The sequence below is a fragment of the Paraburkholderia sp. MM5496-R1 genome (assembly GCF_050436205.1).
Lineage (GTDB): Bacteria > Pseudomonadota > Gammaproteobacteria > Burkholderiales > Burkholderiaceae > Paraburkholderia > Paraburkholderia tuberum.
Window position 1 is genome coordinate 742,078 of the sequence record NZ_JBNDLT010000002.1, and the last position, 12,050, is coordinate 754,127.

The following is a 12,050-nucleotide window of genomic DNA, read 5'->3' on the forward strand; positions in this document are numbered from 1 at the left end:
AGCGCGCTGCGCTTTATCGAGCCTTACCCTTCCTTTTGCGCCTTCAATTGCGCCGCGCTTTCGATCATCGCTTCGAGCTGGCCGAAATTGACAGGCTTCGTCAGATGCGATGTAAAGCCCGCGCTCAAACAGCGGCGCACGTCCTCGTCGGTGCCGAAGCCGGTCAGCGCGACGGCTGGCACGTCGGAATGTTCGCGAAACGCCTTGACGAAATCAAGACCGGTGCCATCGGGCAATCCGACATCGCTGACAACCAGATCGAACCCGTGCAACTGCGTCGCGGCAAGCGCATCGTCGACGCGCCCGACCACCGTCACCTGATGACCCAAGCCGCGCATCAATTGGGCCATCACGTCGGCGGTGTCGGCATGGTCCTCGATCAGCAGCACGGACAGCGAACTCGCCGGCTGCAGGTTGCTCGGCACGATGACCGGCGGCGCGGTGGCCCGCGCGGCGGCGGTCGGCAGCGTGATCGTGAAGGTCGCGCCGCAATGCGGACCGGGACTCCGCGCGGTCACAGTGCCGCCGTGCACGTCCGTCAAAGCCTTCGTGATCGCGAGACCGAGACCCAGACCGCCGAACTGCCGCGTCATGCTTTGGTCGCCCTGCTCGAACGCATTGAACAGCTTGCCGATCTGCTCCGGCTCGATGCCGATGCCGGTGTCTTCGACCGAGATCTGCACCTGCATGCGTTCGTCGCGTGTGCGCACATAGATATGGCCGCCGTCCGGCGTGAACTTTGCGGCATTGCGAATCAGGTTCCACAGCATCTGTTGCAGCCGCGCGCGATCGGCGAGCACGTAGTGATGCGTCGCGTGCTTCTCGACATGCACGTCCTGCTGCTTGACCTGGATTTCGCTGCGAAAGAGTTCGAGCACGCTGTCGATCACCTCGTGTACGTCGACGGTCTCCAGCGACAGCCGCAGCTTGCCGTTCGCGACGCGCGTCAGATCGAGCAGATCGTCGATCAGCCGCGCCTCCAGTTCGACGTTGCGGCGGATCATGCGCACGCTCGCACGCGCCTGCTCCGGCAGTTCCGGGATCATCTCGAGTACGCTCGCGCCCGCGAGCACCGGCGTGAGCGGTGTGCGCAATTCGTGCGACAGCATCGCGAGAAAACGGTCCTTCGCGCGATTCGCTTCTTCGGCGGCCTGGCGCGCGGCCTGCTCGGACTCCAGCAGTCGCTCGCGCTCCTCGATCGCCTCGCGCTGCGAGTGGATGTCGGTGCAGCTACCGAACCATTTGCTGACGTTACCATCGGCATCGCGCATCGCGACCACGCGCACGTCGAACCAGCGGTACTCGCCGTCGTGGCGGCGAATCCGCATCTCGTGCCGATAGTCGCCGCTGCGGCTCGCGACGGCCTTCAGCCAGCTTTGCCGGATCTGCTCGCAATCGTCGCGATGCACGGCCTCTAGCCACGCGAGACCATGCGAGCCATGTTCGGGCAAGCCGGTGTAGTCGTACCATTGCTTCGACAGGAAGTCGCAATCGCCGGCCGCGTCGCAGGTCAGCACGAGATGCGGCAACGTCTCCGACAGCGTGCGGTAATGCAGCTCGCGATCGCGCAGCAGCAGCGCTTCGTCGGACGCGCGTTGCAGCCGCACCTGCGACAACACGCGCTCCACGGCCTCTGGCAGATAGTCGAGATAGTCGCCGGACTTCGGCACCACGTCGGACACGCCCGCGCGCAGCGCTTCGATCACGCGCGACTCGTCGGTGAAGCCGGTCACGAGGATCGCCGGAATGCGCACGCCCTCCGCGCGCAGACGCCGGAAGAAATCGAGCCCGGTCTCCGGTCCGCTCAGCTGATAATCGAGCACGAGCAGATCGGGGGCGCGGCTCGCGAGCCGCTCGCGGGCCGCCTCGACGCCGGCGCAGATCGTCACCCGGCAGCCGGCGCGTTCGAGCGACTTGCGCGCGAGCCGCAAGATGCCCTCGTCGTCATCGACGACGAGCACATAGGCGGCGTGCGGCGTGGACACTTCTTCGATCATGCAGGTGCTCTCCGGCTCGGTACGGTGCTCATCTTGTCATGAACGGCTTTCGGACAGCTTCAGGGCGGCGCGAGCCGCTGCCCCGGCGGCAGTTTGACCACTTGCAGGAAAAAGCCGAGAGCGTCGCGTGGCCGTCGTCGTCTTCGATCACAACGATGCTGACCGCTTGCGCGTGATTCATAAGCTCTCCGTGCCAACGATTCGTCATCCATGCCGCCGGGAGAAGGGCAGCGGCAGTGCCCGCGCCGGCGTGCGCCGCGCTCAGAGGCGCGCCGGCTGCTCGGGCAGCACCACGAAAAAGGTCGATCCGGCGCCTTCGGCCGATTCGACCCAGACGCGCCCGCCGTGCCGCTCGACCGCGCGCCGCACCACCGCGAGGCCGATCCCCTCGCCGCTTGCGACGTCCCCGTGCAGACGCTGGAACGCGCGAAACACCTTCGACAGATACACGGCCGGAATGCCGAGCCCATTATCGCGGACGTAATAGATGCGCATACGGACCGCGCGCGGCTCGCTTTCGTCGACGGGTTCGGGCGCGAGCGCGCCGACCTCGATGCGCCCGCGGCGCGCCGGATCGAGGAAAGTCAGCGCATTGCCGATCAGATTGCTGAAGATCTGCTCGACCGCCGCCGGATCGCCCCATGCGGGCGGCAGCTCGCGCACCGTGACGCTCGCGGCGCGGTGGTCGATCGTGCCTTGCAGCCCATCGACGACTCGCGCCACCGCGCGCTCGACGCTGACCCGCTGCCACTGATATTCGAGCCGTCCCGCGCGCGAGATGCGCAACAGCGCGTCGATGATCGCCGCCGCGCGCGCGACCGCGGTGCGCAAATAGTGCAACGACTCGCGCACCTCGCCATCGAGGATCTGCGTCATGCGCCGTGCTTCGTTCTCCGGCAGACGAGCCTGTCCGACGAGCACGTCGAGTTCGTCGCACGACACGTGCAGCTCTTTCGAAAACCCCTGCAGATTGACGAGCGGCGAGCGCAGATCGTGCGACACGCTGTAGATGAACATCTCGTTGTCCTGCGTTTCCTGGCGCAATTCCTCATTGACGGCCGCCAGTTCGCGCGCGCGTGCTTCGAGCTCCGTCTTCAGCGCCTCCTGCCCGGCTTCCGCCTCGCGCAGACGCGCATCGGTCTGATGTAGCACCGTGTCGAGCGCGGCGATTTCGTCGCTGCCCGACAACGGCGCCGCGAGCGGCCGGCCGCTGCCGAGCCGCTCGGCGTTATCGGTCAGCACTTCGAGGCGTTGGCCGATGCCGCGCACGAACCCGAAGGCGGTGACCGCCCAGATCAGCATCGAGCCGAACACCGCGGCGATCAGCGCGCGCTGCTGAAGCTCGCGTCGCTCGCCGAGCGCGCTCGAGCGCTCGACGTCGAGCTCCGACGCCGCCGCGCCGAACTGGGCCAACTCGTCGCGGAACACGGCGATCTGCTCCGGCAACTCGCCGGTTTCGAGCGCGATATAGGGGCGTAGACTGCGCCCCTCGTGCAACGCCTGCGAGATCGCGACACTCTGTTCGCGATACGCGTCGATCGCGTGCCGCATGCTGCGCACGCGCTCGGCCTGGGCCGGCGTTTCGGCGACGAGCGCATCGAGCTTCGCGAGCCGGTCATTCAGGTCGACCCACACCGCATGGCGGTCGATCAGCGAGGCGCTGCCCGTCACCATCGCCGTGCGCACGCGGGCGGCCTGACGCAGCAGCGGATCGACGATGGCCGACGACTCGTAGAGGATCTGCTTGCTGTTGTCGACCCATCGCGCGGCCTGCGCGGTCCGCTCCTGGGTATCGAAGACGACCCCGAGCAGCGCGAGTTCGACCACGCTCGGTATCGCGATCAGCAGCAGACCTTTGGTGAATAGTTTCATGGTTCCGTCAGGGCGTTCAGGCTGTGGTTCAGGCTGTCACTCGAACGGCGGGGCTCGCGCGCACCCGTCGCGCCCTGCAAGGCGGGCGCCGCGCGGCTGGACGGGCCATTATCGACGTGAATCAGAGATATTTCAACGACGCGCCAGCAGGCGCTCGACCACACAAAAATGACTTTTTTATTGGGATGGGATGTTTTTTCCGCGCCGCCTGCGTCTATGATGGAGACAAGGTGTGCTGGGATGCGAATGCGCGCGGCGAGGCGGTTCGGCATGATTCGTGCGGGAGGCGGTGGGGCGATGCGGTAGCGTCGAATCATCGTGAATCCGGCCTTGTCGTATGCTATAAAACATCGACGTGCGGCGCGCGAAAGCCGGGAGTGGTCGCATGAAGACGCAGCGATTCTTGCAATTCTTTTTCAGGCGAATTTTTATGTCCTTCCCGAAAAAGCGTAGGCGCGCGAAGGTGGACGGCGACGAGTCGTTCCTCGCGGTTCTGCGGCATTTCAAGCCGTTCGGTCAACTCGACACCAAGATTGCGCGGGCTCGCGCGCAGGACGAACCGGTGCTCTATGCACACGTGCTGCCCGGACTCGACGTGCTTCTATGCAGTGTGCGCGGCGCACAGCCGCCCTACCCCGCACCAGCCGAATTGCGGCGGCGCTGCCTCGAATCCATTACCAACGCGCTGGAGCAGCCGCTCGATGGTCTCGAGAACGGCGGCTACTGGTACGAGGCCGACGGCTTCGGCTTCCTCGTGTTCGCGAGCCGTGCGCGCGGCAAGATTCTGACGGAGTTCGGCGCGACACGAATCGGTACCCGGCGCGGCGTGCGTCGCCAGGATGCGTCGGGCGATGCAACCCCACGTTCGCTCAGATAAGCCAATCGGGCACCCTGAAGTTCAGGGCTGCTGACAGGTCGTTCTCTTCGCTTCATCGAAACCCTGGCTCGACGGCAACCGCGCGCAGTTCCTCACGCGGCATCATGCCGTTGATTCGGCGATCGCATCATCGACGCGCTCGCCGCGCCTCAGTTGCCCTTGTATTCGGCCGCGCTCGCCGGCGACGTCGTCGCTGGCTTACGATCCACCGCGGCTGGCGACGACGCGCCGCCCGAAGACTTGTTGACCGGCGCGCCCTCGAGCGATATCGGCGCCTTCGGCTGTTGCTTGACGCCCGGCGGCGGCGCCTTCGGCATCTGCCGCGCTTGCGCGAGCAATCGCGCGCACGGCAGCGGCTTGTTGTTGCTCGGCGCGAGCAGCGGGATCAGCGCCGCGAACGGATTGATCAGCCCGAGCCCGACCGCCGCGCCGCCGCGCAACGCGAGCGCGGCCGCATTGACGCCGACGTGCGGATCCTTGAAGGTGCCCTTCACGTACAGCGGCGAGCGCAGCGAAAAGACCCGGAAGCCCTTCGTATGCGGATGCACGCCCAGGTCCATCGTCTCGTCGCGCAGATTCACCTGACCGTCGATGTTGATCACCGCGTCGCCGGTGTCGAGCGCGAACACGCGCGCTTCGAGCACGCCGTCGGTCGCGACGAAATCGGCGGCCGCGCAGTTGATCTTCACGTTGCTAGTGCCGAACAGCTTTTCATAGACGACGTTCGCGACGTTGAGCCCGGCCGCCTCCATCAGCAGACGGCTCACGGTGCCTTCGGTCACGAGCGCCTTCAACTCGCCGTTCGAAGTCGCCGCGAGCGCCGCCGGCGAATTACCGGTCGCGGACAGCGACGCATCGCCGTTGATCTCGCCGAGCGCGTTCTGCATCGTCTTGAAGGTCGGGAACAATTGCTTCAGCTTGACGTGCCGCGCCGACATCGCGAAGCGGCCCTTCAGCGGCGCCGCGCTGCCATCGAGATGAATATCCGACGCGAGCGAGCCGCCCGCGACGCCGAACTTCAGCGGCACGAGCGACAGCACGCCGTCGGTCATCACGACGTGTGTGTACAGATCCGTGATCGGCAGGTTCGCGTTTTTGATGATGCGCCGGCCGGTGAACTTGACGTCGGCGTCGATCGCCTTCCAGCGGTCGGTGCGGAACTCCTCGACCGGCAGCACGCGGTTGCTCGGCTGCGCGGCCGCGTCGCCGCGCCTCGCCTTGCTCGCGTTCGAATCGGCGCCGATCACCGGCGCGAGATCCGAGAACTGCAACAGATGCGACTCGAGTTCGCCCTGCAGCAGCGGACGTGGCTCGCGCCCGGTATAGGTCAACGAACCGTTCAGATCGCTGCCGCCGACCCGGCCTGTAAAGTTTTCATACGTGAACACGTTGCCGCTCGATTTGAACTGACCGATCAGACGACCCTCGGTCGCGTACGGCGGGGTCTCGGGCAAGGTCACGCCGGTCAGCGAATACAGGCGCGCCATGCTGTTGCCCTGCAGCCAGAGGCGCAGATCGAGCGCCCCGAGATGCGCCGGATCGGTGAGCGTGCCGACGAAGGCGATATGCAGATCGCCGGCTTTGACATCGGCCTGCACCGGGAACGGCCGGTTCGCGTCCTGCAGCGCGAGCACGCCGCCGAGCTTGCCGCTGCCCGACACCGGCGTGCGGTTGTAGGTGCCCTTGACGGTCCAGCCGATCGCATAAAGCGGCGTCGCGCGCCTGGCGCCAGGTGCGGTGCCGCTCGCCCCCGAGACAGCCGCGGCCGGGCTGGCGCTCCCGCTGGTGGTTTCGGCCGGTGCGGCGGCGCCGCTCGTCGCGAGCGCGCCGGAACTCGCGGCCACGCCCGACGTTGCGGATGCGCCCGATGCGCCCGACGCCTGCGCCGCCGCTTCATAAGCCGCCGCTGCGGAAGCCGCCTTCGCCTCCGAGGCCGCCTCTGCCTCGGCCTGCGCGGCGAGTTGGCGCGCGCCCGCCCGGCCGACGGCCTGAGCCGACGCGCTGCGCGAGGCCGCTTCCTGCTGCTTCAGCGCGTCGCCGATCGGGATCGGCTGCCCGAGCGTATCGACGACCATCTGCACCTCGACCTTCTTCTGCTGATCCGACAGCGCGATGTTGCCCTTCGCGAACGCGATATCGTGCAGATCGAGCTTCCACTCGGTGGGTCTGCTCGACGACGGCAGCTTGAAGGTCCAGTTATTGCGCCCGTCGACAAGACGTTCCAGATCGACCGACGGATTCACGAGGTTGATCGCCGGAATCTCGATGTCGTGCGCGAGCAGCGGCAGCACCTCGACCTCGAAGTCGATTTCGTCGAGCGTCGCGAACTGCGGCTGTTTGGTCCAGTCGGGATTGCCGATCGCGATGTTGGCCGCCGAAAAGCGCGGCCAAGGCACCCAGCCGCGCCAGCCGGTCTCGCCGACCGCATGACGCCAGCCCACCTTCAGGTCGCCGTTGATCGCAAACGGCCGGCCGATCGCCTGGCTGACCTTGTCGTCGATGTAAGGCCGCGCGCGGTTCCAGTCGAAGCTCAGGATGAAGATGACGAGCGCGACGATCAGAATCACGAGCGCCGCCAGCAGCCATGCAAAGATTTTTCCGACCCGTCGTCCGGTGCCGCTCGACCCTGCCATTGAAAAGCTCCGCGTGTTGTTCCACGTTATGCACCGTTCAGCAGTTATCGTACCTGGCGCGCGAGCATGAATCGCCGCGTCGGTCGTGCGCTGTTGCGCCTCGTCGCTTTATCATGGCGCACGCTTTACCGACAGCCCCACCGGCACACCCTCCCCACGGCGTTCCAACCATGACCGATGTTCCCTTCGTCCTCGCCGACGGCATCGTACGGCGCGATGCGCAGCGCGGCCAGACGCTGTTGCAGCCGACCACCTTCGCCCTGCGCGCCGGCGAGCGGGTCGCGATTACCGGACCGTCCGGCTCCGGCAAGAGCGTGTTTCTGCGTGCGCTCGCGCTGCTCGATCCGGTCGATGCGGGGCGCATCCTGTGGCATGGCGCGCCGCTCGAGCGTGCGCGGATTCCGCGCTACCGGCGCGCAATCGCGTATATCCGGCAGCGGCCCGCGCTGATCGACGGCAGCGTCGAAGACAATCTGCGCTATCCGTTTGAGCTGCGGGCATATCGCGACGCGCGCTTCGATCGCGCGTGCGCGGCCAGGCTCGCGATGCAGGCCGGCCGCGGCGAGGACTTTCTCGGCAAGCGCGCAAGCGAATTATCGGGTGGCGAAGCGCAGATCGCCGCGCTGATCCGCGTGCTGCAACTCGCGCCCGAAGTGCTGTTGCTCGACGAGCCGACCGCCTCGCTCGATCCGGCGTCGTCGCGCGCGATCGAAGCGCTCGTGCAGGCGTGGTTCGATGCCGCGCCGGGCGCTCACGCATCGATGTGGGTGTCGCACGATGTCGAGCAGGCGGCACGCATGAGCGAACGGCATCTGACGATGCGCGCCGGCGTACTGGCCGAACACACTTGCGTGCGGCGCGATGCGGACCAACGCGCTCCCGCCGACCAGCGTCGGGAGCCCCGCCAATGAGCCTGCAGAATCTGAGCTTGTGGGACGTCGCGATCGCGACGCTGCTGATCGTCGTGAATGGCGCGGTGTCGGTCGCGCTGAAGCTCGATCTCGAGCGCAAGCTCGCATGGGCGGCGGTGCGCACCGTGGTCCAGTTGCTCGCGATCGGCTATGTGCTCGGCTGGGTGTTCAGTTTCGCTCGCTGGTACGTGGTGCTGCCGCTGATGATCGTGATGACGCTGATCGCCGGTTTCGCCGGCGCGCAGCGCGGCAGCCACACCTATGCCGGACAACGCGCCGACAGCGTGCTGTCGATCTGGGTCAGCTCGTGGCTCGTGGCCGCGGTGGGACTGTTCGTCGTGATCCGCATCCATCCGTGGTACGCGCCGCAATATGCGATTCCGATTCTCGGCATGATCCTCGGCAACACGCTGACCGGTGTATCGCTCGGCATCGAGCGGATGACCGAGGAGCTGACCGCGCGGCGCGACCGCGTCGATATGGCGCTCGCGCTCGGCGCGACACGCTGGGAGGCCGCGCAGGCGCCGGCGCGCCAGGCGGTGCGCGCGGGCATGATGCCGACGTTGAACCAGATGGCGGTGGTCGGCGTTGTCAGTTTGCCGGGCATGATGACCGGTCAGGTGCTGGCCGGGCAGTCGCCATTGCAGGCGGTGCGCTATCAGATCGTCATCATGTTTCTGATCGCGGCGGCGTCGGCGCTGGGGACCGTGGGCGCGGTGCTGCTCACGTACCGGCGGCTCTTTTCGGCCGAGCATCAGTTCTTGCCGGCGCGGCTCGTCGAGCGTGAGGCACGCAAAGAATGACGCACAAGGATGACGCGCTAGCGCGTGCTACGCTCGCGCACGCGGCCATCACGCCGCACGCTCGAACCTTCACCGCTTCGCGGTGACGGCGATCTCCGTGCCGTCGGTCAGCGTCAGCGTTTTCGTCGTGCCGTTGACCGGCATCGTGAAACGCACGATCTGACTCACGCTCACATCGTTCGGACACTTGAGCGTCTTGCCGCCGCTCGTCACGGTTTTCACGCCATGCGGCGTCTGCGCCTGGAAGTTCAGTTGGACGGCCGCGGTGCCGTCGCTCGACACCACCGGCGAGAAGCGGATCTGCGTCTGGCGGATCATCGCGCCATTCTCGTCGACCGGCAGCGACGCATAGTCCGGGCATGCGTCCGTCGCGGCCACCGGACCGCCGGGCGGCACGGTCTTCCACGTGAAGTCGTCCGATTCGCCCGAGCGGATCGTGCGGGTCTCCTGGGAATTGCCGAACTGTTTCGACGTGACGCGAACGGTGTAGCGGATCGGACCGTCGAGCGGGGCCTTGTTGGTCACCGTGATCGGCGTGGCTGCGCGAGCAGCCGGCACGAGCGCGCAGGCGAGAGAAGCGACAACGGAAACGGCGGAGAGTTTGAAGCTGAAGCTCATACTGTCACCTCGTTGTTGTGCCGCTGCGCGCTCGCGTCGACGCGACTGCCTGTGCACTGTTCACGCACTGCCGAGGGCCGGCCGGTTCATACCGGCTGGCCTCGCCGCAAGACACGCAACCGTTTTGGCATGCTGCGTCGTCAGTCTAACGCCAAGCGCGCTGCCGCGCGTGTCGTGTCGGCCCGGGTGTTAACCCGCTTGCGGCGACGCGCTTTCTGCGCGTCGATTTCATCTCAGAAGCCGGTCAGCACCAGCTTGCCGATCGCGCGTCCTGCTTCGAGCAACCCATGCGCGCGACGCAGATTCTCCGCGTTGATGCGGCCGAGGTCCTGGCCGAGCGTCGTGCGCAACGTGCCCGCATCGACGAGCCGCGCGACCTCGGTCAGCAGCTTGTGCTGCTCGATCATGTCGGTCGTGCCGAACATCGAGCGGGTGAACATGAACTCCCAGTGAAACGCGGCGCTCTTCGCCTTCAGCAATTCGACGGGCACGGCGGCGCTGTTCTCGACGATCGTGCAGATGCCGCCTTGCGGCTTGATCAGTTGTGCGGCGGCCGGGAAATTACGGTCGGTGTCGTTGAAGATCAGCACGTAGTCGACCTGCTCGATGCCGATCTCCTTCATCTGCGCGGGCAGATCGCCGAAGTGATCGACGATGTGATCCGCGCCGAGCTCCCGTGCCCATTTCGCCGATTCGGGCCGCGACGCGGTCGCGATCACCTGCAGCTTGCCGAGCTGCTTCGCGAGCTGGATGCCGATCGAGCCGACCCCGCCCGCCCCGCCGAAAATCAGCACCGTACGGCCTGCGTCGGCGCCCTGCGGCGATACGCCGAGGCGATCGAACAATGCTTCCCACGCAGTGATCGCGGTCAGCGGCAATGCGGCCGCGTGCGTGAAATCGAGCGACGCCGGCTTGTGTCCGACGATCCGTTCGTCCACCAGATGAAACTCGCTGTTGGCCCCCGGCCGCGTAATGCTGCCCGCATAGAACACCGGATCGCCGACCTTGAACAGCGTGACCTCGGGCCCGGCCGCGACGACGATGCCGGCCGCATCCCAGCCGAGCACGCGCGGCGTCTTCTCGAGCGTGTCTTTCGGCGCGCGCACCTTGGTGTCGACCGGGTTCACGGAAATGGCTTCGACCTTGACCAGCAGATCGCGGCCGGTCGCTTCGGGTTTCGGGATCTCGACGTCGACGAGCGCTTCGGCGTGATCGATGGGCAGATAACGGTAGAGTCCGACGGCTTTCATGGGTGCTCCTTGTGGGTTCGGTTGATGTGACGCATGACTCGTATCGTAGGATGGTTCTTATTCTGATAAAACAGCCATAATCACTGAATCATTTTTTGGTTTTTCAGAATAATGGACGATTCAAGCCCGGCCGGTCCGTGCCCAGCGAACGCGAACGGCTCGATCTGCTCGACGTCGCGTTGTTCGTGCGTGCCGCGCTGCTCGCCAACGTGTCGGCGGCCGGGCGCGAGTTCGGTTTCTCGGCGGCGGTCGCGAGCGCGCGGATCGCACACCTCGAAAAGATCCTCGGCGCGCGTTTGTTGCATCGGACCACGCGCCGCATCAGCCTCACCCAGGACGGTGAAGTGTTCATGACGCGCGCCGAGGCGCTGCTCGACGCGGCCGCCGCAGCGCGCGCATCGGTCGGCCGCGCGCAGGCCGCACCGCAGGGACGGCTGCGCGTGTCGATGCCGTCGTCGTTCGGGCGTCAGCATGTGTCGCCGGTGATCAGCGAGTTTCTACGCCGCTATCCGGGGGTCAGCGTCGATCTGCGCCTGACCGATCAGGTGGTCGATCTGGTCGACGCGGGAATCGATGTCGCGCTTCGCGTCGGCGTGCTGAAGGATTCGTCGCTGGTCGCGCGGCGGCTCGCGGTCAACCGCCGCGTGCTGTGCGCGGCCCCCGCCTATCTGGCCGCGCGCGGCACGCCGCATCATCCGTCGGATCTCGCGGGGCACGAGTGCATCATCCTGTCGGCGCAGCGCGACTGGCGCTTCGTGACGCCCGCCGGCCCGCTCGACGTGCGCGTGAGCGGACGCCTCGTCACCGATAACGGCGAGGTGATTCGCGACGCGCTGCTCGCGGGCTTCGGCATCGCGCTGAAATCGACATGGGACGTGGCGCCCTATCTGCGCAGCGGCAAACTCGTCAGCGTGCTCGACAGCTATCCTCTCGCGGACGACGTCGCGATCTGGGCCGTGTATCCAAGCCGCGCGTTCGTGCCGCCGAAGACGCTCGCCTTCATCGACTTCGTCGCCACGCATTTCGGCGATCCGCCGTACTGGGATCGCGAGCCGGTTGGCCTGGCGGGCGCGTAGGCGCGATGCCCGC

11 protein-coding genes are annotated in these 12,050 nt (G+C 66.5%); 4 read left to right on the forward strand and 7 right to left on the reverse strand.

What is annotated here, in order from left to right:
• Window positions 1–23 precede the first annotated feature (23 nt).
• The 4 genes from OKW38_RS10235 to OKW38_RS10250 form a co-directional block, all read right to left on the reverse strand.
• Window positions 24–1,997, reverse strand: a complete 1,974-nt coding sequence (locus tag OKW38_RS10235; RefSeq protein WP_090804692.1) for a hybrid sensor histidine kinase/response regulator — start codon at window positions 1,995–1,997, stop codon at window positions 24–26.
• Between the two features lie 28 nt (window positions 1,998–2,025).
• Window positions 2,026–2,178: a hypothetical protein gene (locus tag OKW38_RS10240; protein ID WP_429361309.1), complete on the reverse strand. Its 153-nt coding sequence runs from the start codon at window positions 2,176–2,178 to the stop codon at window positions 2,026–2,028.
• 80 nt (window positions 2,179–2,258) lie between these two features.
• A complete protein-coding gene (locus OKW38_RS10245) occupies window positions 2,259–3,869 on the reverse strand; it encodes a sensor histidine kinase (RefSeq protein WP_429336404.1) in 1,611 nt (536 codons plus the stop codon).
• A complete protein-coding gene (locus OKW38_RS10250) occupies window positions 3,866–4,186 on the reverse strand; it encodes a hypothetical protein (protein WP_184063630.1) in 321 nt (106 codons plus the stop codon). The genes OKW38_RS10245 and OKW38_RS10250 overlap by 4 nt, the downstream gene beginning before the upstream one ends.
• 68 nt (window positions 4,187–4,254) lie before the next feature.
• Between OKW38_RS10250 and OKW38_RS10255 the strand changes: the two genes are divergently transcribed.
• Window positions 4,255–4,746: a hypothetical protein gene (locus OKW38_RS10255; RefSeq protein WP_090804689.1), complete on the forward strand. Its 492-nt coding sequence runs from the start codon at window positions 4,255–4,257 to the stop codon at window positions 4,744–4,746.
• Window positions 4,747–4,895: 149 nt separating this feature from the next.
• On the opposite strand, the gene OKW38_RS10260 is transcribed toward OKW38_RS10255, so the two are convergent.
• Entirely contained in the window at window positions 4,896–7,379 is a 2,484-nt protein-coding gene (locus tag OKW38_RS10260; protein ID WP_429361310.1) for an AsmA family protein, read from the reverse strand.
• A gap of 170 nt (window positions 7,380–7,549) precedes the next feature.
• Between OKW38_RS10260 and OKW38_RS10265 the strand changes: the two genes are divergently transcribed.
• On the forward strand, window positions 7,550–8,290 hold the full coding sequence (locus OKW38_RS10265; protein ID WP_429336402.1) for an ABC transporter ATP-binding protein: 741 nt from the start codon (window positions 7,550–7,552) through the stop codon (window positions 8,288–8,290).
• The gene (locus OKW38_RS10270; RefSeq protein WP_090804683.1) at window positions 8,287–9,093 is read left to right on the forward strand and encodes an ABC transporter permease; all 807 of its coding nucleotides are present in this window, start codon (window positions 8,287–8,289) and stop codon (window positions 9,091–9,093) included. The genes OKW38_RS10265 and OKW38_RS10270 overlap by 4 nt, the downstream gene beginning before the upstream one ends.
• Window positions 9,094–9,162: 69 nt before the next feature.
• Here the strand turns inward: OKW38_RS10270 and OKW38_RS10275 are convergent, their stop codons facing one another.
• Window positions 9,163–9,711, reverse strand: coding sequence for a DUF6013 family protein (locus OKW38_RS10275; protein ID WP_090804681.1), 549 nt, complete (start codon window positions 9,709–9,711; stop codon window positions 9,163–9,165).
• A gap of 233 nt (window positions 9,712–9,944) precedes the next feature.
• The gene (locus OKW38_RS10280; protein ID WP_429361312.1) at window positions 9,945–10,961 is read right to left on the reverse strand and encodes a zinc-binding alcohol dehydrogenase family protein; all 1,017 of its coding nucleotides are present in this window, start codon (window positions 10,959–10,961) and stop codon (window positions 9,945–9,947) included.
• 137 nt (window positions 10,962–11,098) lie between these two features.
• On the opposite strand from OKW38_RS10280, the gene OKW38_RS10285 reads away from it, so the two are divergent.
• Complete coding sequence (locus OKW38_RS10285; protein WP_429361314.1) at window positions 11,099–12,037, forward strand: LysR substrate-binding domain-containing protein; 939 nt, start codon at window positions 11,099–11,101, stop codon at window positions 12,035–12,037.
• Window positions 12,038–12,050: the final 13 nt, after the last annotated feature.

What these genes read in the sequence shown, in the direction of transcription:
- OKW38_RS10250 (WP_184063630.1), bottom strand. Translation starts at nt 4,186, where the DNA reads ATGATTCGACGCTACCGCATCGCCCCACCGCCTCCCGCACGAATCATG.
- OKW38_RS10235 (WP_090804692.1), bottom strand. Translation starts at nt 1,997, where the DNA reads ATGATCGAAGAAGTGTCCACGCCGCACGCCGCCTATGTGCTCGTCGTC.
- OKW38_RS10260 (WP_429361310.1), bottom strand. Translation starts at nt 7,379, where the DNA reads ATGGCAGGGTCGAGCGGCACCGGACGACGGGTCGGAAAAATCTTTGCA.
- OKW38_RS10275 (WP_090804681.1), bottom strand. Translation starts at nt 9,711, where the DNA reads ATGAGCTTCAGCTTCAAACTCTCCGCCGTTTCCGTTGTCGCTTCTCTC.
- OKW38_RS10270 (WP_090804683.1), top strand. Translation starts at nt 8,287, where the DNA reads ATGAGCCTGCAGAATCTGAGCTTGTGGGACGTCGCGATCGCGACGCTG.
- OKW38_RS10265 (WP_429336402.1), top strand. Translation starts at nt 7,550, where the DNA reads ATGACCGATGTTCCCTTCGTCCTCGCCGACGGCATCGTACGGCGCGAT.
- OKW38_RS10245 (WP_429336404.1), bottom strand. Translation starts at nt 3,869, where the DNA reads ATGAAACTATTCACCAAAGGTCTGCTGCTGATCGCGATACCGAGCGTG.
- OKW38_RS10280 (WP_429361312.1), bottom strand. Translation starts at nt 10,961, where the DNA reads ATGAAAGCCGTCGGACTCTACCGTTATCTGCCCATCGATCACGCCGAA.
- OKW38_RS10240 (WP_429361309.1), bottom strand. Translation starts at nt 2,178, where the DNA reads ATGAATCACGCGCAAGCGGTCAGCATCGTTGTGATCGAAGACGACGAC.
- OKW38_RS10255 (WP_090804689.1), top strand. Translation starts at nt 4,255, where the DNA reads ATGAAGACGCAGCGATTCTTGCAATTCTTTTTCAGGCGAATTTTTATG.